We start from the raw sequence: 25,539 nt of genomic DNA, 5'->3' as shown, positions 1-25,539 counted from the left end.
GTTGAGTCATGGCGATTTCCTCAGCTGCAGCGTATCCGTCAGCCGCGGCCGCAAAGCGGCGTACTGAGCACTAAGCCGGGCATCGGGAGACAGTGTTTGTTGCAAAATTGCCGGACGTTGTGCCGCCTGATGGGCAGTATCAAATACCCCCACGGCGAGACCACCGACCAGGGCGGCCCCCAGTCCGGCGGCCTCTTCAACCTGGGGAATCAGACAGGTTTTCTGCAGCATCGCGGCTTTAATCTGATTGCTGAGCGTCTGGCGCGCACCACCGCCGGTCAGCGTCAGTGCATCAGTAGACTGGCCGGTGATCTGCATAAAACGCGTGAAGTTGATTTCAAGCCAGGCTGCCAGTGATTCCACCCCGGCACGTAACAAATCGCCGGCAGCGCAATCGTCACCAATCGCCGTCAAACTGGCGCGGGCATCACGCTGGTTCCAGGGGGCGCCACTGCCTTCAAGAAAAGGAGCCACACGGACCCCCTGTGCCCCGGCGGGGGAAGCAGCGGCTTGTTGCCACAGCCAGTCACGCTGTGCCGGCTGTGGTGACGGTCCGGACAGCATGCGCACCAGCCAGTCAAGGAAACTCCCTGATGATGGAATATGGCCGGACAGTAACCAGCAGCCGGGGATAACATGGGGATAACAGTCATAGTCACCGTTCCCTACCTCCTGCCAGCTCAATGGACGCGTGACAACCGTTTTCAGCGCTTCTGAGGTCCCGGTGGAATCAATAAACTGTCCGCTGTCAACTAACCCACAGCCAAATCCCGCACAGGGGTGATCGTGACCGGCATGAATAACCGGCAGCCCGGCAGGCAGTCCGCTCAGCGCGGCCATCTGACGATTGAGCACCCCGGCTGTCTGCGCCGCTGCTTTCAGCTGCGGTAACACCTGCTCAGACAGAGATAATGCCTGCAGCAATGTGGGCGACCAGCAGCCATGATGACGATCGGCCAGCCCGCTGCGCGCCGCCAGCGACGGACTGGTGACATAATTACCGCTGAGCAAATACACCACATAATCGGCCACCATCAGCCAACGACGGACACGCCGGAAATGGTCAGCAGATTGCCGCCGCCACCACCATAGGCGGCAGGCAGTGTAAATGTCATCATCCACCATGCCGGTAATGTTATACCAGCATGCTGCCTCCAGCGGGATTGCCTGCTGACGTGGCACGGTACGCCGGTCATACCACGCAGGACAGGGGGTGATGACCTCGCCGTTGGCATCCACGCCAAGAAAACTTTCACCAATGCTGGTTACGCTAACGGCGGCAAGATTACCAAGATTACCCGGTCCAAGCTGCGTCACCAGTTCACGCAGCCCCTCGACCAGATGACGGTTAAGCGCAGGAATATTAAACCCGGCAGCCCCAGGCGATGGACGGTCGATCACCATCGCACGCCGCACCACAACCAGCGTTTCACCCTGCGGAGTGACGGCGACAATTTTGAAATTGGTGGTGCCAATATCAATCCCGAGCAACACAGGCTGCGCAATCATCGCTGTTACTCCGCCAGCCACTGCATAAATGCCCGCCCCTGGCCGCTGGAACCAAGATCATCCATTTTTTCTTCAATAACGGCCTGAGCAGCGTGCTGCGCCGGCACCAGCGCGTCAATAATTGCAATCCCTATGGAATTTTCATTCAGTACCCGCTGCAGCTCGCGGTTATACGCCGTAATGATATCGGTAAACAAAATAACCAGCGCCACGCCCGCCTCACGCGCCGCTTTCATCTGGGCAGGTGGCGTTCCCGACCCGCCATGCAGGCAGATCGGTACGCCGGTGGCCTGATGCAGTTCGGCAATACGTTCGATAGCAAGGTTAGGGGTCGCCTTTACTTCTCCGTGGGCGGAACCGTGCACGTTACCAATAGCCGGTGCCAGAATAGTTGCGCCGCTCTCCCGTACCAGCCTGACCGCTTCGTCAACGGTAGCCAGATCGTCCTGCCCCTGCACCGCTCCATGTTCCATATTACCCACCGCCGCTTCTACCAGAATATTCAGCGGTTTTGCCACCTCCACCACCTGCTTCACCTGACGAATATTTTCATCCAGCGGTAATTCCGCAGCATCAAGCATCACGCTGGTACAACCGGCACGAATCGCATCAATGGTATCCGCAAGGCAGGCGCCATGATCGAGACTGAATGCCACCGGCACGCTGGCCTCTGCCGCCAGCTGCCTTGCCACCGTCGTCAGGGTATCAAAGCGGGTAATTTGTCTGCTGTCCGGATGAATACGAATGGCGACCGGCGAATTCTTTTTCTCCGCAGCGCGGATAGCCGCCTGAATAATTTCAATATTCATGCTAACAAAAGCACCAACGGCATAGTTATGCTGGCGGGCATGAGACAACAGTCGGTCTAAAGAAACAACGGGCATATCAGTATCCTCACCTGTGAATAAATGTATTTAACTGTCTGACGGTGTAGCGAACGCCGGTCACTGACTTTTCCAGCCCTGATAGCTACTGATGTTGTCACGCGTAACCAGCTGGGGTGACACCATCTGATTGGGTTGCGCAGGGGCTGACTGATTAAACAGTTGCAATGCCGTTTGCACTGCAACCTTCGCCAGTTCAGCCGGACGCTGAGCAGAGGAGGCAACAATTGAGGTTGGATTTTTTAAAGCATCTTCAATGTCGGGCGAACCATCGACGGTGGCGATCAGAATGCCCTGACGCTGTAATTGCCGGGCCGCCAGGTCAGCGCCAATGGCTGAAGGATCGTTAATGGTAAAGATGGCATTCACGTTATCATGTGCGGTCAGCAGGCCGGTGGCGACGTTTAACCCACCATCACGTGTTCCTACCCCGTTCTGATTATCCGAAAGAATATGAATATCCGGGTATGGTTTCAGCGCCTCTTCACAGCCTTTGACACGATCTTTCACACCGGACACCTGCGGACCGTTAATGATTAGCATGTTGCCTTTACCTTTCAGGCGTTGCGCCAGATAAGCGCAGGATTGCTGGCCGGCCAGCACATTATTGGTGGTCACCGTTGCCTGAGCACCATCCGCCGTATTATCAATAGCAACCACAACAATACCGGCCGCACGGGCGCGCCGGACTGCGGCGCTGATTGCCTGCGAATCGATGGCGGAAACAATAATGATATCGGCCCCAGCCTGAATGAAATTATCAAACTGCGTCGACTGTTTACCCAAATCATAGTCACCGGAAACCACCAGAGTTTTTGCACCCGGCATACTGGCGGCTACCTGTTGTTCAATATTATGCGTAATGGCGCCAAAGAACGGATTTCCCAGATCCACCACCGTCACCCCCACCAGCCTGGGGGTTTTGGCCTGCGAGACAAACGAACAGAGGGACAAGGTTAACGTTGCCAGCAGGCAGCAAACCGTCATACTATTTGACACAAACTGTTTCATAGGTTCTCCACTTATCGTTAAGTGCGTATCAAATGAAGCATTGATTAAGGTTTGACCACCCTAATGCGGAACATAACGTGTCGCAATTAGTGTTTTATATAAATGTGAGGGACATCATGTGTCACAAGAAAAAGAGTACCAGACGCTGAGCAGCCCGTCGGTAACTGCGGCCCCCAGCTTTGCCGCACGGGTGGCGGCAGTAAACTTATTCCCGGCGGAACAGCGCATCGTTACGCAGCTGCTTGGCATTCCGCACTACGAAATAGGCATTATTACTTCCTCAGATCTGTCACAGCGTTCCGGCGCCAGTCGCTCAAGTATTGACCGCCTGTCGCGCAAACTCGGCTACCCTGGCCTGAAAGAGATGCGTAAAGCACTACTGGCGGAAAACGTCCCTGACGACCCGCTGGCAACAGCCAGTCAGGGTGATGACAACGATCTTGATGGTCAGATAGCCAGCCGGGTGATGTCGGCCGTCGCACTGCGGGCACAGGCCATGGCACGCATATTAAGCGCCAGCACGACGCTAACGGATCTGATTCCGGCGCTGGCAACAGCGCGAAATATTTTATTGCTGGGGGCCGGAGAGTCCGCGGCAGTATGCCAGGTGCTTTATATGCGGCTGGTGCGGCTTGGACTGCCGGTCCGTTTTTGCGAGGAGTATCATACCCAGGTTACCCTTGCGTCGCTGCTGAATGAGCAGGATCTGGCGCTGGTGGTATCACATTCCGGCAGTACGCCGCCAACGCTATGGGCGGCACGCTGTGCCAGCCAGCATGGCGCACGGCTGGCGCTGGTTACCGGCACCGCCTCATCAGCGTTATCCCGACTGGCAGACCTGACGGTGCTGTTACCCACCTCACCGGGACTGCCAGGCAGTGCAGAAGTACTCGATCGGGTGATTGGTTGCGCCTTTGCCGAAGTGCTTTTTCAGTGTCTGGCGGCACGCCATCCGGAATGGTTAAATCTTTCTGTCAGAATCGATGACGTTTTTGCCGAAAAACGCCGTTAAATGCGCGTGTTCATACACAGACCGACCACCGGGAGACACAAAAATCCCCGCCGCAGCGGGGAGATTTAGGGCAAACCGGCGGGCCTTCAACCGTGAATTTCTTTGTGCATCTCCTGCACCGAAATAACCCGGTCGGTGGGGTCCGCCGTCAGTGCATTCACCGTGGCAAAGCCGCCGTTAATGGTGGTGTCATAATGAACCTTATACTGCAGAGCGCTGCGGCGGATCAGTCTGGAATCTTCAATCGCCTGACGCCCGGCAGTGGTATTAACGATATAACTGTACTCGCCGTTTTTGATCCGGTCCTGAATATGCGGCCGCCCTTCGTGCACTTTGTTCACCAGACGCGGATTAATGCCCGCTTCTCCCAGCACCACTGCCGTACCGTGGGTGGCATCCAGCTCAAAACCAGACTGCACCAGCTTGCCGGCCAGGGCTGCAATGCGCTTTTTATCCCCTTCTCGCACCGACAGCAGCGCCCGGCCGCCTTTTTTCATATTACTCTGTGCACCAAGCATGGCTTTTGAAAACGCTTCGGCAAACGTCCGGCCCACGCCCATTACTTCGCCAGTGGAACGCATTTCCGGGCCAAGAATAGGGTCAACGCCTGGGAACTTATTAAACGGCAACACCACTTCTTTCACCGAATAATAAGGTGGAATCACCTCTTGCGTCATCCCCTGACTGAGCAGTGATTTACCGGCCATAACCCGGGCGGCTACTTTTGCCAGCGGTACGCCGGTAGCTTTAGAAACAAATGGTACGGTACGGGCAGCACGGGGATTGACCTCAATCAGATAAACTTCATTATCTTTGACTGCAAACTGTACGTTCATCAGGCCGCGGACACAGAGTTCAAAGGCCAGTTTTTCCACCTGCTGACGCATCACATTCTGAATCTGCTCGCTTAGCGTATAGGCCGGCAGCGAACAGGCGGAATCACCGGAATGCACGCCGGCCTGTTCGATATGTTCCATAATGCCGCCGATTAGCACGCGTTCGCCGTCGCAAATCGCATCAACGTCGACTTCCACCGCGTCGTCAAGAAAGTGGTCCAGCAGGACCGGCGCGTCATTTGACACCATCACCGCATTAGCAAAGTAACGCTTAAGATCCATCTCGTCATAAACAATTTCCATCGCGCGGCCACCGAGAACATAAGAAGGACGCACAACCAGTGGATAACCAATGGCCACCGCCTTCTCTACTGCCTGTTCGACAGTAGTAACCGTCGCATTAGCCGGCTGCTTCAGGCCAAGACGTTCTACCGCCTGCTGAAAGCGCGCGCGATCTTCTGCCCGATCAATAGCGTCCGGGCTGGTACCGATCACCGGCACGCCCGCCGCTTCCAGCGCTCTGGCAAGCTTCAGCGGCGTCTGACCACCGTATTGCACGATCACCCCTTTCGGTTGTTCAATTCGCACAATTTCCAGCACGTCTTCCAGGGTTACCGGCTCAAAATAGAGGCGGTCTGAGGTATCGTAGTCGGTTGAAACCGTCTCCGGGTTGCAGTTGACCATAATGGTTTCAAAACCGTCTTCCCGCAGCGCCAGCGCAGCGTGTACACAGCAATAGTCAAACTCTATGCCCTGGCCGATACGGTTAGGACCACCCCCCAGTACCATAATTTTATCCCGCCCCTGGGTCGGACTGGCTTCACACTCTTCCTCCCAGGTTGAATACATATAGGCGGTGTTGGTGGCGAACTCTGCCGCGCAGGTATCCACACGTTTATAGACCGGGTGCAGATGATACTGATCGCGCAGTTTGCGAATTTCGGATTCCGCCACCCCGGCCAGCTGCGCCAGCCGTGCATCGGCAAAACCTTTGCGTTTCAGGCTGTAGAGAAAATCCTTGCTAAGGCCGGTAATACCCTGCTGCGCCACTTTTGCTTCAAGCTGCATCAGTTCTTCAATCTGCACCAGGAACCAGCGGTCGATGTTTGTCAGGGCAAACACCTCGTCGACGCTCATCCCGCTGCGAAAAGCATCGGCAATATACCAGATCCGTTCTGCACCAGCGTCTTTCAGCTCGCGGCGGATACGCGTGGCGGCGTCGGCATCATCCGGCGCCACTTTCGGGTCAAAGCCCGCCGCCCCTACTTCGAGACCCCGCAACGCTTTTTGCATTGATTCCTGCAGAGTGCGGCCAATAGCCATTACTTCGCCAACTGACTTCATCTGCGTTGTCAGGCGATCGTTAGCACCGGCAAACTTTTCAAAGTTAAAACGCGGGATTTTGGTAACGACATAATCAATTGACGGCTCAAACGACGCCGGGGTGCGACCGCCGGTAATATCATTCATCAGCTCATCGAGGGTGTAACCCACCGCAAGGCGCGCCGCCACCTTGGCAATCGGGAAACCGGTGGCTTTTGAGGCCAGCGCCGAAGAGCGTGATACGCGCGGGTTCATTTCAATAACAATCAGGCGACCGTCGCGGGGATTCACCGCAAACTGTACGTTAGAGCCGCCGGTTTCAACACCGATCTCACGCAACACCGCCAGTGAGGCGTTACGCATTACCTGATACTCTTTATCCGTCAGGGTCTGCGCCGGTGCTACCGTAATGGAGTCGCCGGTATGAATACCCATCGCGTCGAAGTTTTCGATTGAGCAAACAATAATGCAGTTGTCATTTTTGTCGCGCACCACTTCCATTTCGTACTCTTTCCAGCCAATCAGTGATTCGTCTATCAACAGTTCACTGGTTGGCGATAAATCCAGCCCGCGTTCGCAAATTTCTTCAAATTCTTCGCGGTTATAGGCAATACCGCCCCCGGTTCCACCCATGGTAAAAGAGGGGCGAATAATACAGGGAAAGCCGACGTCTTCTGCCACCGCCAGCGCCTCTTCCATATTATGGGCAATACCGGAACGTGCCGTTCCCAGGCCAATGTTTTTCATTGCTTTATCAAAACGCTGGCGATCTTCGGCTTTATCAATCGCGTCGGCGGTAGCCCCAATCATGGTAACGCCAAACTCCGCCAGCACCCCCTGGCGCTCCAGCTCCAGCGCACAGTTGAGTGCCGTCTGGCCCCCCATGGTTGGCAGCACCGCATCCGGACGCTCTTTTTCAATAATTTTACGGACAACCTGCCAGTGGATTGGCTCGATGTATGTTGCATCCGCCATCTCCGGGTCAGTCATGATAGTGGCGGGGTTAGAGTTCACCAGGATCACGCGGTAACCTTCTTCGCGTAACGCTTTACAAGCCTGTGCGCCGGAATAGTCAAATTCACAGGCCTGACCGATAACAATCGGCCCCGCACCCAGGATCAGGATGGATTTTATGTCAGTGCGTTTTGGCATTTATTAGCTCCTGGTTAACGGGCGTGAGAACGGTAAACTTCAATCAGCGCAATAAAATGGTCGAACAGCGGAGCAGCATCATGCGGCCCGGGACTGGCTTCCGGATGTCCCTGAAAGCTGAATGCAGGTTTATCCGTGCGATGAATACCCTGCACCGTATGATCAAACAGGGAACGATGCGTGATGCGCAGGTTAGCCGGCAGCCCTTGTTCATCAACGGCAAAGCCATGGTTTTGTGCGGTGATCATCACGGTATTATTATCGAGATCTTTGACCGGATGGTTGCCCCCATGATGACCAAGTTTCATTTTCACCGTCCGTGCACCGCTGGCTAATGCCAGCAGCTGATGGCCAAGGCAGATGCCAAATAGCGGGATTTCCGTTGTCAAAAAGGTTTTAATGGCGGCAATCGCATAGTCGCAGGGTTCCGGATCGCCAGGGCCGTTGGAAAGGAATATGCCATCCGGTTGCATTTGCAGCACCTCTTCAGCCGGGGTCTGCGCCGGTACTACCGTCAGGCGACAACCACGGTCGACCAGCATACGTAAAATATTTCGCTTGGCCCCATAATCATAGGCAACTACGTGGAAAGGCAACGTTGCAGCCGCACGCGCTGACGGCAACCCGTTGTCCAGACTCCAGCTTCCCTGCTGCCAGCTGTAGGCGCTGCTTACCGTAACCTCTTTTGCCAGATCCATTCCTTTCAGACCAGGGAATGCCTGCGCTTTCTGCAAGGCCAGGGCACTATCCAGATTGTCGCCGGCAATAATGCAGCCATTCTGCGCCCCTTTTTCACGCAGCAAACGCGTCAGTTTGCGGGTATCAATCCCGGCGATAGCAACAATATTATGGCGTTTGAGGTAATCAGAAAGATTTTCTTCATTGCGAAAATTACTGGCAATCAGTGGAAGGTCGCGGATGACCAGTCCTTGTGCATGTACCTGAGAGGATTCTTCATCTGCGGCGTTGGTGCCGACGTTACCAATATGGGGATAAGTGAGAGTGACAATCTGGCGGGAATAGGAAGGATCAGTGAGGATTTCTTGATAACCGGTCATTGAGGTGTTGAAAACGACTTCCCCCACTGCCGACCCCGCTGCTCCTATGGCCTGGCCGTGGAATTGGGTTCCGTCTTCCAGAACCAATAGCGCTGACTTAATCAAAACGTCCTCCAGGGAATAAAAAGTCAATATATTTGCATATTAATTCATAGGCAGGGGCTAATCAATGCAAAAACCGCCTGACTGGTCAATTTTTGGCAAATTGCGCGCATTCTACGGATCGTCCTCGTACTTGTCCACCCTGAAAGGTAATTTTTTTATATTTTTGTGTCACTGGAGAGCTTTAGCGTTTGATTGCCCTGAAATTCAGCCTTAAAAGCTGAAAAATTTACCTTAAAAGGCAAGTTTATCATCAACAGACTGGCCGGGCGGCGAAAAGCAGCATTGCGGGGTCGAAAACAGGGCACAGAGGTTGGTTTTATGGCATTTTACTGAGAGAAAAAGACAAAAATAATGAATTAAAAACAAATAACACCATAATCACGAAAAAATAAAAGGGCAATAAAATTATTACCCCTCCAGTCAATAAGTTATGACCAGAATAACCACATCACGATGGTAATTAAAAACTACAAACTATCAAGATCAAGCACATTTTTCATGTCATAAAGGCCGTTTTTTCGGCCATTAAGCCATAATGCTGCTTTTACTGCACCTTTTGCAAAAGTCATGCGGCTTGATGCCTTATGAGTAATCTCTACCCGTTCGCCGCTATCGACAAACATTGCCGTATGTTCACCGACAATGTCGCCAGCCCGCACTGTGGCAAACCCGATCGCCTGGGGCGGACGTTCTCCGGTATAGCCTTCACGGCTGTACACCGCGTGTTCACTGAGATTCCAGTCCATCGCCGTGGCAATCGCTTCCCCCATTGCCAGCGCGGTGCCTGACGGCGCATCGACCTTATGGCGATGGTGAGCTTCAACAATCTCGATGTCGCAATCATTGCCCATCACGCTGGCGGTTTTTTCCAGCAACTTCAGTACCAGATTAACGCCAACGCTGAAATTGGCGGCAAAAACAATCGCCGTATCCGCAGCTGCCTGCGCAATGGCCGCACGTCCAGCCTCGTCAAAACCGGTGGTACCGATCACCATCGCTTTATGATGACGACGACAAAAATCGAGGCAGGCCAGCGTACCCTGCGGACGGGTGAAATCGATCACCACATCAAAATCGTCGGCAACTGCCTGCAGACTGTGATGCAGCCTGACACCAATGGCACCCATGCCTGCCAGTTCGCCGGCATCAGAGCCCAGCAAGGTCGATTCCTGCCTGACCAGCGCCGCGCCGAGCGTCACTCCCGCCATCTGATGACTGGCGGCGATCAGCTGACGCCCCATGCGTCCGGAGGCCCCGACAATAGCCAGACGAACCTGTGCATTACTCATAACTATTCATTCCCTAAACCCGGTATTCAGTTACAACATCAGGTTAACGGCAGGCCGTTACCTGTGCCACCTCTAAACGCACATAATAAGAATTTCAGTGAAAGCGCACACTATTATCAGTAAAACAGATTGTGTATGGAAAATGTAATGGTAAAAAAGATAAACTACCGTCAGACGCCGGCCTGCCGGTAGGGGTGAAAGCATGTTCAGGCAGGAATGGCTATATAACCTGGCGGACCTCAACGCGCAGCTCTTTAGGCACTTCAAATACGATATTCTCTTCGCGACCGATCAGTTCAATCGCCGCTTCGCCGCCCAGCTCGCGCAGACGCTGGATAACCTGCTGAACCAGAATATCCGGTGCCGAAGCGCCAGCCGTCACGCCAATACACTCGACGCCAGTGACCCACTCTTCCTGAATGTCATCGGCGGAATCAATCAGCTTCGCCAGCTTACCAGCACGCTGTGCCAGTTCAGCAAGACGGTTAGAGTTCGACGAATTTTTCGAACCGACAACCAGCACCACCTGCGCTTCACCGGAAAGATGACGTACCGCCTCCTGACGGTTGGTGGTGGCATAACATATATCATCTTTGCGCGGACCAATAATCTCGGGAAAACGCGCCCGCAGCGCGTCAATAACATCGGAAGTATCGTCGACAGACAGTGTCGTCTGCGTCATAAAACACAGATTTTTTTCGTTTTTAACCTGCAGATTCCACACGTCCTGCGGGGATTCCACCAGATACATCCCCCCCGCACTGTTATTATACTGCCCCATGGTGCCTTCCACTTCCGGATGGCCGGCATGACCAATCAGGATCGCTTCCACGCCTTTACGACTGGCACGGGCCACTTCCATATGCACTTTGGTCACCAGCGGGCAGGTGGCATCGAACAGCATGGTCAGCTGACGTGCTTTTGCTTCCGCCCGCACCGCCTGTGAAACACCGTGAGCGGAAAAAATCAGAATCGCACCATCCGGAACTTCTGAAATCTGCTCAATAAAAATAGCGCCACGCTCGCGCAGACTGTTAACCACATAGCGGTTATGCACCACTTCATGACGCACATAAATTGGCGCGCCATACATCTCCAGCGCACGCTCAACGATGCTGATGGCGCGATCCACTCCGGCACAAAAGCCGCGTGGATTAGCGAGCAGTATTCGCATGAGTAGCCTCCAGGTCAGGATCTGTATCCAGAACCTCAACCTCAAAATGAACCGTTTGCCCAGCCAGTGGATGATTAAAATCCACGGTGATTGAATCACCGGAAATGTCGCGGATGACGCCGGGCATTTCACTGCCGTCCATCGCGGTAAACAGCATAATTGCCCCGATTTCCGGTTCACCGGCGGCGGCAAAATCACGCCGCGAAAAATACTGAATCAGGTCGGAGCTGCTCAGCCCGAATGCGGCGTCAGGTGCCAGCGAAAAGCTTTTTTTATCACCAGTACGCAACCCAATCAGCTGCGCTTCCAGCCCGTCAGAGAGACTGCCGTCTCCCAGGCGAAACAGCGCCGGTTTGCCGTTGTTACGCGTTGACTCTGCCGTAGTGCCATCTTCCAGCTTCAGGACAAAATGTACAAGCAGCGCGCTGTCATGCTCTACAGAATCAGACATAACCTTAACCTTTTACCTTCGCCTGCCTGCCGGACGGCGAGATAAAGCCTTCCAGCACGATCAGCGCCGCACCAATACAAATGGCACAATCGGCAATATTGAAGGTGGCAAAATGCCAGTCTCCAACGTAGAAGTCGATAAAATCGACGACAAATCCATGATAGGCGCGATCAAACAGGTTGCCGAGCGCACCGCCGATAATCAGCGCGTAGGCGATATTATTCAATTTCTTTCCGGCCGCAGTGCGGTACATCATCACCAGCAATGACACCACAATTGCGATTGCGATGCCGGCAAAAAACCAGCGCTGCCAGCCGCCTTTATCGGCAAGAAAACTAAATGCTGCGCCATAGTTATGTGCATAGAACAGGTTAAAAAACGGCATCAGTGGCAATGTTTCATGCAGCATCATGTGATTGATGACCCATTGCTTACTGGCGAAATCAACAGCTATTACTATCACCACCAGCCATAGCCAGCATAATCCGGTTGAAAATACAGACTTACTCATCAGGCAAACTTTCGCTCTTCGCCGTTACCGGCTACGTTAGTGACACAACGGCCACAGAGTTCAGGATGCTCAGCATTCTGACCGACATCATGCGTATAGTGCCAGCAACGTGGACACTTACGCCCTTCCGCTTTATGCAGGGCGATTTTTAGTCCTTTAATCTGTTCACTCTGCTGCGCCTCTTCCGGTGCCAGCGCGTAGTCAGCAACCTGCGCTGCGGAAGTCAGTAATACAAAGCGTAGTTCATTACCCAGACTGGTCAGGCAGGTTGCCAGCGTCTTATCGGCATACAGCGTGACGGCGGCTTCCAGCGCACCACCTATCCGTTTATCGTTACGCGCCTGCTCAATCACTTTATTCACTTCACCACGCACGTTCAGCAGCTCAGCCCAGAAAGCATCGTTCATTGGCTCATTGTCCGCCAGGCCAAATAAACCGTCGAACCACTCTTCAGTAAAGACATACTGCGCACGTTTACCTGGCAGGGCCTGCCAGATTTCATCGGCGGTGAAAGAAAGAATTGGCGCCATCCAGCGCACCAGCGCCTCGGCAATGTACCACAGCGCGGTCTGGCAGCTGCGGCGCGCAATGCCATCGCTTTTCGCGGTATACTGGCGGTCTTTAATAATGTCCAGATAAAAAGAACCCATTTCTACCGAACAAAACTGCATCAGACGCTGGACCACTTCATGGAAATCATAGCTGTCGTATGAAGCAATGATATCCTGCTGTGCCGCATAGGCTCTGCCAACCGCCCAGCGGTCAAGCACTACCATCTCTTCCGGTTTCAGCCGATCGGTTTCCGGATTAAAGCCGGCAAGATTCGCCAGCAGGAAACGCGCGGTATTACGAATACGGCGATAAGCATCCGCCGAACGCTTAAGAATTTCATCGGAAACGGCCATCTCGCCGGAGTAATCGGTGGAAGCGACCCACAGACGCAGAATATCAGCGCCAAGTTTATCCATCACGTCCTGCGGAGCCACCGTATTACCGATAGATTTGGACATTTTGCGTCCTTGTCCATCTACAGTGAAACCGTGAGTCAGTACCTGGCGGTAAGGCGCTTTATTTTTCATTGCCACGCCAATCATCAATGATGACATAAACCAGCCACGATGCTGATCCGAACCTTCCAGATAGATATCCGGTTGATGACCTTCAAACTCTGCACGGTTATCCACCACGGAAAAACTGGTAGAGCCGGAATCAAACCAGACGTCCAGGGTGTCGGGAACCTTAACATAGCTGTCGGCGTCGTCGCCCATCAGGTCACGTGGGTCGAGATCCCACCAGGCCTGTATGCCATCCTGCTCAACGCGCTGGGCGACTTTCTCCATCAGCGCCAGACTATCCGGATGCAGCTGCTCGTTCTCTTTGTGCACAAACAGCGCCATAGGTACACCCCAGGTACGCTGACGCGAGATACACCAGTCCGGGCGGTTAGCGACCATAGATTCAATGCGCGCCTGGCCCCAGCCTGGGATCCACTGCACGCCTTTAATTTCCTTAAGCGACTGCGCGCGCAGCCCCTTCTGATCCATGCTGATAAACCACTGTGGGGTGGCACGGAAAATGATCGGGGTTTTATGCCGCCAGCAGTGTGGATAGCTATGCTGCAGTTTTTCCACGTGCAGCAACGCACCTTTTTCCTTCAGTAAATCCACCACCAGATCGTTAGCTTTGAAGACATTCACGCCATCCAGCGTGGGATAAGTACCCGGCAGATAGCAGCCATCCGGCCCCACTGGATTGGCAATTTCAATGCCATATTTCTGGCCAATCACGTAGTCGTCAGGGCCGTGTCCCGGGGCGGTATGTACCGCACCGGTACCGGCTTCCAGGGTAACGTGCTCCCCCAGGACTACCGGCGAAAGGATCGCCAGGAACGGGTGGCGAAACGCTTGCCGCTCCAGCGCGGCGCCTTTACATTCGCCAAGAACCGTCCAGTCGCTGATCCCTGCGCGCGCCATCACACTCGTCACCAGGTCTTTGGCGAGGATCAGCGCACGGCCGTCAATCTGTATTAGCTGATAGTCAAAATCAGGATGCAATGAGATGGCGCGGTTAGCTGGCATAGTCCACGGAGTGGTAGTCCAGATAACCAGATCGACAGGACCATTGACCTGTGCCGCAGCGAATTTGGCCTGCACCGCCGCTTTATCTGCGGCTTCAAACATGACGTCGATGGAAGGCGACGCTTTGTCATAATATTCCACTTCGGCTTCTGCCAGCGCCGAGCGACAGTCAAGACACCAGTGCACCGGTTTAGCACCTTTATGCAAATGGCCGTTACCAATGATCTTTGCCAGTGCACGAATGATATTGGCTTCAGTGCGAAAATCCATTGTCAGGTAGGGATGCTCCCAGTCCCCCAACACCCCAAGACGGATAAAGTCTTTTTTCTGCGCTTCCACCTGTTCAGCGGCATATTTGCGGCACGCTTCACGAAACGCCGCTGCGCTGACTTTCTCCCCGGGTTTACCAATAGTCTGTTCTACCTTGTGTTCAATAGGTAAACCATGGCAGTCCCAGCCCGGCACGTAAGGCGAATCGTACCCTGCCATGCCTTTTGACTTGACGATAATATCTTTCAGAATCTTATTAACTGAGTGACCAATATGAATACTGCCGTTCGCATAGGGAGGGCCATCATGCAGGATAAAGGTTTTTTTCCCTTTTTTTGCCGCGCGGATGATGCCGTAAAGGTTGTCATCATACCAACGTTGCAGCATTCCCGGCTCGCGTTTTGCCAGATCGCCACGCATCGGGAACCCCGTTTCAGGCAAATTCAGGGTTGATTTATAGTCACTCATCAGTTTCTCGATTCCGTATTTCGGTTCGGTTTAAGCCGGTGTATTCAGCCCAAAAAATTGGCGGGCAGTCACCGCATCTTTAGCAATTTGCTGCTTTAACGCCCCGAATGATTCAAAGCGCTGCTCGTTACGTATTTTCTGTTTTAATACCACTTCAATATGGCGGCCATACAGATTCATTTCAACGTCAAACAGATGCACTTCCAGCTGTTGACGCACACCGCCTACCGTTGGCCGGGTACCAATGTTCGCCACCGCAGGCACTGGCTTATCCCCGAGCCCATACACTTCCACCGCATAAACCCCCTGTACCGGCGACACCGGACGGCGCAGGGGAATATTAGCCGTCGGGAAACCAATAGTTCTGCCAAGAGCATCGCCGTGAACCACGCGCCCCGAAAGGCTAAAGGGCCGACCTAATAGCGATGCGGCCAGATCCAGTTTGTCATCCGCCAGCGCCTGGCGCACCGCCGTACTGCTGATACGCACACCGTTTTCGCAAAATGTGTGGGTACTGATAACATCAAAACCATAGCGACTACCAGCCTGCTGTAATAATGCGAAATCCCCTGCGCGTCCTGCCCCAAAACGGAAGTCATCCCCCACCGCCAGAAAACGAACGCCCAGTTTGCTGACCAACAGATCGGTAATAAAGCTGTCGGCAGAATGGGCGGCAAAACGGCGGTCAAAGCGCAGGCAAAGCACGGTATCAACACCCGCCTGGGCCAGATAACGCACTTTTTCACGCAGCCGCGTCAGCCTTGCCGGCGCATTTTGCGGCGAGAAAAGCTCCATTGGCTGAGGTTCAAACAGCATCACCATAACCGGTAGCTGGCGTTTTTGTCCCTCTTCACACAAACGGGCAAGTAACGCCTGGTGACCGCGATGCACCCCATCAAAATTGCCAATAGTCAGCACGCAGCCGCGATGCTGCTCCTTCAGATTATGAATGCCGCGAATAAACTTCATGGCTGGCCCAACAGTATGGAAATCGGCGGATTATACCTTGTACCGCGCGGAAGGTTAACCCGCTAATCACCGCTTTGTCCTGTTTCTGTCTGCATTTCATCTGCAGGCCGCGGCCGGAGCAGATTTATGCCCTTTTTTACGTTTACTGCTGTATTCGTTACCGCGAAGCTGATAGAATCTTGCGCCATCAAATCCGTAATCAGGCGTCGCAGTTAAATCGGCGCTTATTTGCACAAATCCATTGACAACAGAAGTCCGAAAAGGCATAGTCCTCGGCCTTTGATTTGTCCTAATAGAACACATTTGGGAGTCTGGACCTTGGCTAATATCAAATCAGCTAAGAAACGCGCCGTAACGTCAGAAAAACGTCGCAAACATAATGCAAGCCGCCGTTCCATGATGCGTACTTTTATCAAAAAAGTACACGCGGCTATCGCTACTGGCGATAAAGAAGCAGCACAAAAAGCATTTAACGATATGCAACCTATCGTGGACCGTCAGGCAGCTAAAGGCCTGATCCACAAAAACAAAGCAGCACGTCATAAAGCAAACCTGACTGCACAGATCAACAAACTGGCCTGATTGCCACGTTGATAATCTGCTTTGAAAAGCCGACGCTTGCGTCGGCTTTTTTATTTGCCATTACGAAAACCGCTAACCTCTGAAGGTAAAACTGGCCGTCTGTTCACCGGGTAACGGCTGACGGCCAATCGCGATACCGACGCCGTCCTTTATCCCACAACAGCGTTGGACGGTATCCGGCTGGCTGGTTCACGTAAGTCATGCACGCGCATCGCCAGCAAAAAAACCGGCACAGGATTACTTTTTCGCTGCATGTGTATCAAGCAGCAGGAAACCTGAGGTCCAGCGGATATCCACATTGTTCACTTTTTTCACTGCCTCAATCGACCCGTCATTCAGTTTCAGATAGTCGTAAAGCAGGTTGTAGGCAAAAGTACCATTAGCACATTTGAACTGCGGATCATAACGATCTTTCGCGGGATTTCGCGCCAGTGAATCCTGAATCTCCTGATAACTTTTACAGCTGGTTTCCAGACTCTGTTTCAGACTGTCTTTTTGCGGGGTTTTATTATCAAAAAACTCAAGCGTGTAATTCAGTGCACTCAAACCAACGAAGTGAGTCTGTTTTAGCGCCGGAATAGCGGCGGTTTTTTCCAGCAAGGCTTTGGCATCAGGATCGCTGGCAATAGCCTTATCGTAAGCGTTGTCACAGGCGGAGAATTTAAAACCCGTCGATGATTCAAAACCCGCCGGATAACAGCTATTTTTCTCGCTTTCTTTATTCATCGAATCACGCACGGAATTCGCGCCGAATCCCAACAGGCTTTCACTCCATAAATAGTACGTTTTGCCTTTCATATCAACTTTATGGACGCCGGCAAGATTTGCATCTTTAGCGTCAAAGGTGATCTGGGCAGAAGCGCCTCCCACTTCAATAATTCCCTGAGTATTATCGGTTCCCGCCTTGCCTGTCAGCTGATTAAGATGTGCCCAGGCATAGGCACCTTCTTCCCAGCCGGCGATCGTTTCAGTTCTGCCAACGCTATAACCTGCCTGTGTAATTTCCTGCCTTATATTGGCATAAATCGCGTTCTGCTGTGCCTCAGTGAGCTGCCGCATACCGGCAGTACCCAGCACATTGACCGTGACGTTTTTATGCTCGCCGGTTATTTTGCTGCTGAGCTGCTTCAGCAAGGGACCAATAGCTTCTTTACCGGCACTGTCTGGCGTCTTGCCAAACGCTGAAAGTGGCTTGCCTGAATCTGAAACCGCGATTTGCTTCACCTCATCACCCGATAACTGATACAAATAGGCCCGGGTTTTGCTGCTACCAGCGTCAAATACTACTGATAAATTTGAAGTATGGCTTGCTGCATTCGCTAATCCAAAACCAGATAACACGAGAAAAAATAAAGAATAAATCCATACAAAGTGATTATTTTTCATCTTGCACCTTTTTTATTGGTAAAAAACCCTAATCAATTCTAGCCGGGTTTCGCAAAATTACCTGGATCTAAAGCGCAAGCATAAGTTTATCGATCGGATGCCTCAGCGGGCCCAAAGAAACAGGCGCTTGCAAGACTAAAACAGGGGCAGATAGCGAAATGTACAATACAACCGCGTAGCGCAGGCCAGTATTTACCCGTGCCACAGCATGCAGCGAACAGGGAATAGCAACAGAAGCAATAAACAGGAGGGAGATTCACTGATACAGACGCCGCGCTATCAGTGAAACATAGGGTACTCTGGTGCGAAACCAGACTGCGCAATAACACACCCTTGCCCAGCCTGGCCATCGCCCAACCACGACGCTAGTGCCGCAGCTTCATCCGCAGCAACATATACCCGATCACAGCAGAAAACAGTGAGCCGCTCAGGATGCCCAGTTTGGATAAAGTGATCAGCTGGGCATGTGCCGCATCAAAGGCCAGCGAACTGATAAAAATCGACATGGTAAAACCAATACCACAGAGCGCGCCGATGGCAGCAATGTCTGTCAATCGGGTGCCGGCGGGCAGTACCGCCAGCTTTAGCCTGACCGCCAGCCAGCAAAATAGCAGAATGCCAACGGGTTTTCCCAGCAGCAACCCAAGAATAATGCCAAGCGGTTCAGGCGAGAGCGCAGCAGAAAGACTGATCCCCGACAGCGCAATACCGGCATTAGCAAAAGCAAACAGCGGTAATATCAACCAGTTAACCCAGGGCATCAGGCCATGCGCCAGGTGTTCTGCCGGTGAATGGCCATTTTTTTCCGCCAGCGGGACAAAAAAGCCCACAATCACCCCGGCAAGCGTGGCATGAACACCGGATTTGAGCACCGCTGTCCACAATATCATGCCGACCAGCATATAAATGGCAATATTACGGACCTGGTACAGATTGAGGAGCACCAGCACGAGAATCGCCCCGGCCGCCACGCCGAGTGATAACAGCGACAAGTCATTGGTATAAAACAGGGCAATAATAACAATCGCACCGAGATCATCAATGATCGCCAGCGCCATCAGAAAAACTTTCAGCGCCGGCGGGACCCGACTGCCGAGCAACGCCAGCACGCCCAGTGCAAAAGCAATATCGGTCGCCGTCGGAATAGCCCAGCCACGGCGCGCAATAGGGTCGGCATGATTAAACGCAAAAAAAATCAGTCCTGGCAGCAACATTCCACCCAGCGCGGCAATCACCGGGAAAGTGGCGCGGGAACGACTGGCCAGTTCACCAATCAGCAGTTCACGCTTTACCTCCAGCCCAATCAGCAGGAAAAACAGCGCCATCAGCGCATCATTAATCCACAACAACAGGTCTTTGCTGATATCCAGCGCGCCAAAGCGAATCTGTACCGGCTGTGCCAGTAGCGCCTGGTAGCCAGCGGCAGTGACGCCGTTATTCGCCAGGATAATAGCGGCTACAGCCGCCAGAATCAGCACAATGCCATTACTGACATCGCTGCTGATAAACGCTTTTATCAGATGGCTTAAATTTCTTTTTTTCGTCACAGCTCCTCCTGAGACAAATAAGTCACCTACTTCACCATCAGTGACCCGTTAAAATCACATCAGGGGCACGAAACGACGTTCTGCAGGTATTCTGGCCGCATATGTTAACAGACTATCATAGGATGTCAGCAGCGCAGCGACGGTGGCCATGCTGACAATGGTGTTATTGTGACAAGTAACTGCGCCAGTAAAGACCGTCTGTTTATGGATGGCGGGGTTGCCCCGACAGATAACAAAACGGGAGCCATTAGCTCCCGTTCGCGAAGTTATGATAACAAATGGCCGGACTTAGCGCGTCAAATCATCAAAGAACTTCTTCACGCCGTCGAAAAAACTTTTCGAACGCGGGCTGTTATTTTCACCGGTGGGCCCGCCAAAGCTCTCGCGCAACTCCTGCAGCAGCGCTTTCTGCCGGTCATTAAGACCGACCGGCGTTTCCACCACCACGCGGCAAAGTAAATCACCCACACTGCCACCGCGTACTGATTTAACACCCTTACCACGCATGCGGAACAGTTTACCGGTCTGGGTTTCCGCCGGCACTTTCAGCTTCACGCGGCCGTCAAGCGTCGGAACTTCAATTTCACCACCGAGCGCCGCCATGGCAAAGTTGATCGGCACTTCACAATACAGGTTGTTCTCTTCACGTTCAAAAATCGGGTGCTTTTTAACCGCCACCTGCACGTAAAGATCGCCAGCAGGCGCCCCTTGCTCACCCACTTCCCCTTCACCGCTCAGACGGATGCGATCGCCGGTATCCACGCCTGCCGGAATTTTCACCGACAGCGTTTTTGAGCGTTCGACCCGACCGTGGCCATGACAGGCATTGCACGGATCTTTTATCACCGAGCCACGTCCGTGACAGGTCGGACAAGCTTGCTGTACGGTAAAGAAACCCTGACGCATCTGTACCTGGCCGGCACCGTGACAGGTCGGGCAGGTTTGCGGTTTGCTACCGGCCCTGGCACCACTGCCGTGGCAGACTTCACACTCCTGGAGTGTCGGTATGCGGATCTCTTTGGTCACGCCGCGCACCGCTTCTTCCAGCGTCAGCTCCATGTTGTAGCGTAAATCGGCACCACGTGCGGCACGCTGACGGCGTCCCCCACCAAAAATATCGCCAAATACGTCGCCAAAGATATCGCTGAAATCAGCCCCGCCGCCGCCCCCAAAACCGCCGAAGCCACCTGCACCGCCCATGCCGCCCTGTTCAAACGCCGCGTGGCCATACTGATCGTATGCCGCACGTTTCTGTGCGTCCGTCAGGATCTCGTAGGCTTCTTTAATTTCTTTAAATTTATTTTCTGCTTCTTTGTCGCCGGGGTTACGATCCGGATGATACTTCATCGCCAGGCGCTTATAGGCCTTTTTGATGTCCTTCTCATCGGCAGACTTCGCAACACCGAGAATCTCGTAGTAGTCTTGTTTCGCCATGCTTATTTTCGCCCCCTTAACATGCGTGCACGGGCGTGGAGATGACTCCGCCGCCCGTGCTGGTTATCAGATATCCCCGTAAGGGGAAAATCTGCGCCCGCTTAAGGGCAATTATTTTTTGTTGTCTTTGTCTTTGACTTCTTCAAATTCGGCGTCAACGACATCGTCTTCCTGCTTCGAGGCATCAGCGCCTGCGCCGGCTTCTGCAGCACCTGCCTGAGCCTGCTGCTGAGCGAATTCCATCAGCTTAGCGGAAGCCTGTACCAGCGCCTGGATTTTGGCTTCAATCTCCGCCTTATCTTCGCTTTTCAGCGCGCTGTTCAGGTCATTAAGCGCCGTTTCAATCGCGGTTTTGTCATCGGCAGGCAGTTTGTCACCGGCTTCGTCCAGCTGCTTACGGGTGCTGTGCGATAGCTGATCGCCCTGGTTACGTACTTGTACCAGTTCTTCAAACTTACGATCCGACTCCGCATTAGCTTCAGCATCGCGCACCATTTTTTCCACTTCATCATCGCTCAGACCTGAAGAGGCTTTAATGGTAATCTTCTGTTCTTTACCGCTGTTTTTGTCTTTCGCTGATACGTGCAGAATACCATCGGCATCAATATCAAAAGTTACCTCAATCTGTGGCATACCGCGCGGTGCCGGCTGAATGCCATCAAGGTTAAACTGTCCCAGCGATTTGTTATCAGAAGAACGCTTACGTTCACCCTGCAGCACATGGATGGTCACCGCAGACTGGTTATCTTCTGCTGTCGAGAACACCTGGCTGTGTTTGGTTGGTATGGTGGTATTTTTGCTGATCAGCGGCGTCATCACACCACCCATAGTTTCGATACCCAGTGACAGCGGCGTGACGTCAAGCAACAGCACGTCTTTCACGTCACCAGCCAGTACACCGCCCTGCACTGCCGCACCGACCGCAACCGCTTCATCAGGGTTAACGTCTTTACGCGGTTCCTTACCGAAGAACTCAGCCACTTTAGCCTGTACCATCGGCATACGCGTCTGACCACCCACCAGGATGATATCGTTAATATCAGAAACCGACAGTCCGGCATCCTGCAGAGCCACTTTCAGTGGTTCAATGGAACGGGCCACCAGATCTTCCACCAGCGATTCCAGTTTAGCGCGGGTGACTTTGATGTTCAGGTGTTTAGGACCCGTGGCATCCGCCGTAATATACGGCAGGTTAACATCCGTCTGCTGCGCAGAAGACAGCTCGATTTTAGCTTTCTCGGCCGCTTCTTTCAGGCGCTGCATCGCCAGCGGATCGTTGTGCAGGTCAATGCCCTGATCTTTCTTAAATTCGGCAACCAGATAGTTGATTAAACGGCTGTCGAAGTCTTCACCCCCAAGGTGGGTATCACCGTTGGTAGCCAGCACTTCAAAGGTTTTTTCACCTTCCACTTCATCAATCTCAATAATGGAGATATCAAAAGTACCGCCGCCGAGGTCATAAACCGCAATAGTACGGTTGCCCTGACCTTTATCGAGGCCATATGCCAGCGCAGCCGCTGTCGGTTCGTTAATAATACGTTTAACGTCCAGTCCGGCGATACGACCCGCATCTTTGGTTGCCTGACGCTGAGCATCGTTAAAGTAGGCCGGTACTGTAATAACCGCCTCGGTAACGGCTTCACCAAGATAATCTTCCGCCGTTTTTTTCATTTTCTTCAGCACTTCGGCAGAAATCTGCGGCGGCGCCATTTTCTGGCCCTTTACATCCAGCCAGGCATCACCGTTATCTGCCTGAGTGATTCTGTATGGCATGATTTTGATATCACGCTGCACTTCTTCATCCTGGAAGCGACGGCCAATCAGACGCTTGATCGCAAACAGGGTATTTTCAGGGTTAGTGACGGCCTGACGTTTAGCAGGCTGACCTACCAGCGTTTCACCGTCCTGGGCATAAGCAATAATTGAAGGCGTGGTGCGATCGCCTTCTGCATTTTCCAGCACGCGGGCTTTAGCGCCGTCCATAATTGCGACACAAGAGTTAGTCGTACCCAGGTCAATACCAATAATTTTACCCATCTAAACGTCTCCTACTGAAATTCGGTTTTAATCAGGTTATGAACCTTAAGTGCGGGCTAAATTTGCGGTTTCAACCGCCTGCGTCCGGCTTTTTTTAGGGTTCAGGCTCTCAGATGCCAAATAAGATGGGGCCAGGTTAGACAGCATCAAGGGGGGAAGATAAAAAATTTTCATTTTCCGCTGCAAATAATGAAAATTTAGCTGTTTTTTCGACCTGGTGCCTGACAACACCGGCTGACTAAAGACATCCCACGGCTTATCACATCAGCCGAACAGGCTGGCCGTGTACCGGCACAGGCAACTTTCAGCTCAGGCTATCCAGCCGGCTGGCTAGCCGGCGGTTGCCGGCGTCACGCCGCAGATAAATGCCCAGCAGCAGACCCAGTACTGATAACGCCAAAACATACCAGGCCGGTGCCAGCGGGGTCACTCGCATCGACAGACTGACCACCATTGGCGTCAGGCCGCCAAAAATCGCGTAAGCAACATTGTAAGAAAAAGAGATACCGGTAAAACGCACCGCTGCCGGAAACTGCCCCACCATAATAAAGGGCACCACACCCACTACGCCAACGCTGAGGCCGGCAGCCGCGTAAGCAGAATAGAGCCAGCCTGCCGATAAGGTTGCTGCCTGAAAAAAACTCCAGCTGGCAGCGGCCAGCAGTACACTGCCGACGATAAGCACTTTTGGCGCACCGAAGCGATCCACCAGCGCGCCAGCAATAATACACCCCATCAGGAGCATGATGGTGGCCAGAGTATTGGCTTTCAGCGTCAGTGCCGCCGGCAAACCGTAGAGCTTTTGCAACAGTGCGGGAGCCATTAACAACACCACCACGATGCAGGCAGAAAGTAACCAGGTCAGTAACATGGCAATAATCACGCTGCGCTGATGATTAAGAATCACGGCTTTTAACGGCAGCAGCGCCGACAGAGTTTTTTGTTGCTGCATCTGCTGGAACACCGGGGTTTCATGCAACCAGCGCCGTAAATAGAGGGCAACCAGACCGAATGCCCCGCCGAGGAAAAACGGAATACGCCAGCCCCAGGCGCTCATCTGCCCGACGCTGAGGTGAGTATTCATTACTGTCGCCACCACCGACCCTAGCAGAATGCCGGCGGTTAAGCCGGCAGTCAGCGTACCACAGGCAAAACCAATACGCTTTTCAGGTACATGCTCAGCGACAAACACCCAGGCACCCGGCACCTCACCACCGATGGCGGCCCCCTGCAAAATACGCAATAGCAGCAGCAGTATAGGTGCGGAAATGCCAATGCTGGCATAGTCTGGCAACATGCCCATGGCCAGGGTAGGCAACGCCATCAGCAGAATGCTGAGGTTAAACATTTTCTTGCGCCCCTGGCTATCGCCAAAATGCGCCATGATTAATCCGCCCAATGGCCGGGCGAGGTAACCTGCAGCAAATATGCCAAACGTTTGTACCTGACGCAGCCAGTCCGGGATATCGGCCGGAAAAAATAGCTGGCCGATAACGTTGGCAAAGAAGATAAAAATAATGAAGTCATAAAATTCCAGCGCGCCGCCAAGCGCCGCCAGGGACAACGTTTTATAATCCTGCAGATTCAGGCGACGAGTATTTTCAGGCTGCATAGCGGGCAATTTATCCGGAAGCTAAAAAAATTGACGTTACAACTGTAAAGCTGACCTTACTATAACGGCAATTTTCTTACACACCATAGCCGCTGCATGTTATGCCTGAATGATGCTGATATTCAGCTATTTGTCTGGCGAATTGCACTTTTAGGACGAAAAGCCGCTACGACTTGCGGATCGGTTTCAATATAGGGGCCTTCCAGCAGCTGAATGCAATAAGGCACGCTGGCAAAAATTCCCGTTACCGCTTTATGTTCAGCGCTGGCTTTTAATCCTTCCAGCGTTTGCTCGATAGCAGCGGGCTGACCAGGAAGGTTAATAATCAATGACTGTTTGCGGATAACAGCCGCCTGACGCGACAGGATGGCGGTTGGCACAAAATGAAGGCTGATTTGACGCATCTGCTCACCAAAACCCGGCATTTCACGATCGGCAATCGCCAGCGTCGCATCCGGGGTTACATCACGCCGCGCCGGTCCGGTGCCGCCGGTGGTCAATACCAGGTGACAAAAATGCTCGTCCACCAGCTCACGCAGTGCCTGTTCAATCATTGGCTGTTCATCCGGAATCAGCCTTTTTTCTGTTTCAAACGGAGTGGTCAAGGCTTTTGCTAACCAGCTTTCCAGCGCCGGCAGCCCTTTATCCTGATAAACACCGTGTGCCGCGCGGTCCGAAACCGAAATCAATCCTATGCGTAATTTTGTCATGGCGTTACCGCAATATCCCGCCGGTCATCACCAGCACGGGCAATATAATGTAAACAAGGCATCAAGCCTGGAGGATAACGTGTTCTGCAGGAATAACAGATAAATCAGGCGACCGGTTGGCAGGCCGCCTG

General features: G+C 53.0%; 19 protein-coding genes. 2 read left to right on the top strand and 17 right to left on the bottom strand.

Annotated elements, in window-relative coordinates:
- Positions 1-6: 6 nt before the first annotated feature.
- From BL249_RS07390 to BL249_RS07380, 3 genes are read right to left on the bottom strand one after another with little or no spacing between them, the layout of a single operon-like run.
- Positions 7-1,509: an FGGY-family carbohydrate kinase gene (locus tag BL249_RS07390; protein ID WP_099706006.1), complete on the bottom strand. Its 1,503-nt coding sequence runs from the start codon at positions 1,507-1,509 to the stop codon at positions 7-9.
- 5 nt (positions 1,510-1,514) lie between these two features.
- Complete coding sequence (locus BL249_RS07385) at positions 1,515-2,393, bottom strand: class II fructose-bisphosphate aldolase (RefSeq protein ID WP_099706005.1); 879 nt, start codon at positions 2,391-2,393, stop codon at positions 1,515-1,517.
- A gap of 60 nt (positions 2,394-2,453) precedes the next feature.
- A complete protein-coding gene (locus BL249_RS07380; RefSeq protein ID WP_446717698.1) occupies positions 2,454-3,404 on the bottom strand; it encodes a substrate-binding domain-containing protein in 951 nt (316 codons plus the stop codon).
- Positions 3,405-3,522: 118 nt separating this feature from the next.
- On the opposite strand from BL249_RS07380, the gene BL249_RS07375 reads away from it, so the two are divergent.
- On the top strand, positions 3,523-4,416 hold the full coding sequence (locus tag BL249_RS07375; RefSeq protein WP_099706004.1) for a MurR/RpiR family transcriptional regulator: 894 nt from the start codon (positions 3,523-3,525) through the stop codon (positions 4,414-4,416).
- Between the two features lie 86 nt (positions 4,417-4,502).
- On the opposite strand, the gene carB is transcribed toward BL249_RS07375, so the two are convergent.
- From carB to ribF, 8 genes are all read right to left on the bottom strand, one after another.
- On the bottom strand, positions 4,503-7,727 hold the full coding sequence (gene carB, locus BL249_RS07370; RefSeq protein WP_099706003.1) for a carbamoyl-phosphate synthase large subunit: 3,225 nt from the start codon (positions 7,725-7,727) through the stop codon (positions 4,503-4,505).
- A gap of 14 nt (positions 7,728-7,741) precedes the next feature.
- Positions 7,742-8,890, bottom strand: coding sequence for a glutamine-hydrolyzing carbamoyl-phosphate synthase small subunit (gene carA, locus BL249_RS07365; protein WP_099706002.1), 1,149 nt, complete (start codon positions 8,888-8,890; stop codon positions 7,742-7,744).
- A gap of 467 nt (positions 8,891-9,357) precedes the next feature.
- Positions 9,358-10,179 carry a 4-hydroxy-tetrahydrodipicolinate reductase gene (dapB, locus tag BL249_RS07360; protein ID WP_099706001.1) on the bottom strand — a complete coding sequence of 274 codons (822 nt, stop codon included), beginning with the start codon at positions 10,177-10,179 and terminating at the stop codon, positions 9,358-9,360.
- A gap of 220 nt (positions 10,180-10,399) precedes the next feature.
- Positions 10,400-11,353, bottom strand: coding sequence for a 4-hydroxy-3-methylbut-2-enyl diphosphate reductase (gene ispH, locus BL249_RS07355; RefSeq protein ID WP_099706000.1), 954 nt, complete (start codon positions 11,351-11,353; stop codon positions 10,400-10,402).
- The gene (gene fkpB / locus BL249_RS07350; RefSeq protein WP_099705999.1) at positions 11,334-11,804 is read right to left on the bottom strand and encodes an FKBP-type peptidyl-prolyl cis-trans isomerase; all 471 of its coding nucleotides are present in this window, start codon (positions 11,802-11,804) and stop codon (positions 11,334-11,336) included. The genes ispH and fkpB overlap by 20 nt, the downstream gene beginning before the upstream one ends.
- A 4-nt stretch (positions 11,805-11,808) precedes the next feature.
- Positions 11,809-12,315: a signal peptidase II gene (gene lspA, locus BL249_RS07345; RefSeq protein ID WP_199073447.1), complete on the bottom strand. Its 507-nt coding sequence runs from the start codon at positions 12,313-12,315 to the stop codon at positions 11,809-11,811.
- Positions 12,315-15,131 carry an isoleucine--tRNA ligase gene (gene ileS / locus BL249_RS07340; protein WP_099705997.1) on the bottom strand — a complete coding sequence of 939 codons (2,817 nt, stop codon included), beginning with the start codon at positions 15,129-15,131 and terminating at the stop codon, positions 12,315-12,317. The genes lspA and ileS overlap by 1 nt, the downstream gene beginning before the upstream one ends.
- 30 nt (positions 15,132-15,161) lie before the next feature.
- Complete coding sequence (ribF, locus tag BL249_RS07335; RefSeq protein WP_099705996.1) at positions 15,162-16,100, bottom strand: bifunctional riboflavin kinase/FAD synthetase; 939 nt, start codon at positions 16,098-16,100, stop codon at positions 15,162-15,164.
- 318 nt (positions 16,101-16,418) lie between these two features.
- Between ribF and rpsT the strand changes: the two genes are divergently transcribed.
- Positions 16,419-16,682: a 30S ribosomal protein S20 gene (gene rpsT, locus BL249_RS07330; RefSeq protein ID WP_099705995.1), complete on the top strand. Its 264-nt coding sequence runs from the start codon at positions 16,419-16,421 to the stop codon at positions 16,680-16,682.
- 237 nt (positions 16,683-16,919) lie between these two features.
- Here rpsT and BL249_RS07325 read toward each other — a convergent pair whose 3' ends face one another.
- The 6 genes from BL249_RS07325 to mog all read right to left on the bottom strand — a co-directional run bounded on the left by BL249_RS07325 (position 16,920) and on the right by mog (position 25,408).
- Entirely contained in the window at positions 16,920-18,068 is a 1,149-nt protein-coding gene (locus BL249_RS07325) for a hypothetical protein (RefSeq protein WP_099705994.1), read from the bottom strand.
- A gap of 365 nt (positions 18,069-18,433) precedes the next feature.
- On the bottom strand, positions 18,434-19,615 hold the full coding sequence (gene nhaA, locus BL249_RS07320; protein ID WP_099705993.1) for a Na+/H+ antiporter NhaA: 1,182 nt from the start codon (positions 19,613-19,615) through the stop codon (positions 18,434-18,436).
- A 288-nt stretch (positions 19,616-19,903) separates the two neighbouring features.
- Entirely contained in the window at positions 19,904-21,049 is a 1,146-nt protein-coding gene (gene dnaJ / locus BL249_RS07315; protein WP_099705992.1) for a molecular chaperone DnaJ, read from the bottom strand.
- Between the two features lie 111 nt (positions 21,050-21,160).
- Complete coding sequence (gene dnaK / locus BL249_RS07310; RefSeq protein ID WP_099705991.1) at positions 21,161-23,086, bottom strand: molecular chaperone DnaK; 1,926 nt, start codon at positions 23,084-23,086, stop codon at positions 21,161-21,163.
- Between the two features lie 304 nt (positions 23,087-23,390).
- The gene (locus BL249_RS07305; RefSeq protein WP_099705990.1) at positions 23,391-24,698 is read right to left on the bottom strand and encodes an MFS transporter; all 1,308 of its coding nucleotides are present in this window, start codon (positions 24,696-24,698) and stop codon (positions 23,391-23,393) included.
- A gap of 122 nt (positions 24,699-24,820) precedes the next feature.
- Positions 24,821-25,408: a molybdopterin adenylyltransferase gene (gene mog, locus BL249_RS07300; protein WP_099705989.1), complete on the bottom strand. Its 588-nt coding sequence runs from the start codon at positions 25,406-25,408 to the stop codon at positions 24,821-24,823.
- Positions 25,409-25,539 lie beyond the last annotated feature (131 nt).

The organism is Erwinia sp. OLFS4 (genome assembly GCF_002752165.1).
Taxonomy (GTDB): Bacteria; Pseudomonadota; Gammaproteobacteria; order Enterobacterales; family Enterobacteriaceae; genus Izhakiella.
The sequence above is the reverse complement of the archived record's forward strand: the minus strand, read 5'-3'. Positions and strand labels throughout refer to the sequence as shown.

Excerpts from the sequence above, each read along its gene's own strand:
- BL249_RS07390 (WP_099706006.1), bottom strand. The coding sequence starts at position 1,509 with ATGATTGCGCAGCCTGTGTTGCTCGGGATTGATATTGGCACCACCAAT.
- BL249_RS07385 (WP_099706005.1), bottom strand. The coding sequence starts at position 2,393 with ATGCCCGTTGTTTCTTTAGACCGACTGTTGTCTCATGCCCGCCAGCAT.
- BL249_RS07380 (WP_446717698.1), bottom strand. The coding sequence starts at position 3,404 with ATGAAACAGTTTGTGTCAAATAGTATGACGGTTTGCTGCCTGCTGGCA.
- carB (WP_099706003.1), bottom strand. The coding sequence starts at position 7,727 with ATGCCAAAACGCACTGACATAAAATCCATCCTGATCCTGGGTGCGGGG.
- dapB (WP_099706001.1), bottom strand. The coding sequence starts at position 10,179 with ATGAGTAATGCACAGGTTCGTCTGGCTATTGTCGGGGCCTCCGGACGC.
- ispH (WP_099706000.1), bottom strand. The coding sequence starts at position 11,353 with ATGCGAATACTGCTCGCTAATCCACGCGGCTTTTGTGCCGGAGTGGAT.
- fkpB (WP_099705999.1), bottom strand. The coding sequence starts at position 11,804 with ATGTCTGATTCTGTAGAGCATGACAGCGCGCTGCTTGTACATTTTGTC.
- lspA (WP_199073447.1), bottom strand. The coding sequence starts at position 12,315 with ATGAGTAAGTCTGTATTTTCAACCGGATTATGCTGGCTATGGCTGGTG.
- ileS (WP_099705997.1), bottom strand. The coding sequence starts at position 15,131 with ATGAGTGACTATAAATCAACCCTGAATTTGCCTGAAACGGGGTTCCCG.
- ribF (WP_099705996.1), bottom strand. The coding sequence starts at position 16,100 with ATGAAGTTTATTCGCGGCATTCATAATCTGAAGGAGCAGCATCGCGGC.
- BL249_RS07325 (WP_099705994.1), bottom strand. The coding sequence starts at position 18,068 with ATGAAAAATAATCACTTTGTATGGATTTATTCTTTATTTTTTCTCGTG.
- dnaJ (WP_099705992.1), bottom strand. The coding sequence starts at position 21,049 with ATGGCGAAACAAGACTACTACGAGATTCTCGGTGTTGCGAAGTCTGCC.
- dnaK (WP_099705991.1), bottom strand. The coding sequence starts at position 23,086 with ATGGGTAAAATTATTGGTATTGACCTGGGTACGACTAACTCTTGTGTC.
- BL249_RS07305 (WP_099705990.1), bottom strand. The coding sequence starts at position 24,698 with ATGCAGCCTGAAAATACTCGTCGCCTGAATCTGCAGGATTATAAAACG.
- mog (WP_099705989.1), bottom strand. The coding sequence starts at position 25,408 with ATGACAAAATTACGCATAGGATTGATTTCGGTTTCGGACCGCGCGGCA.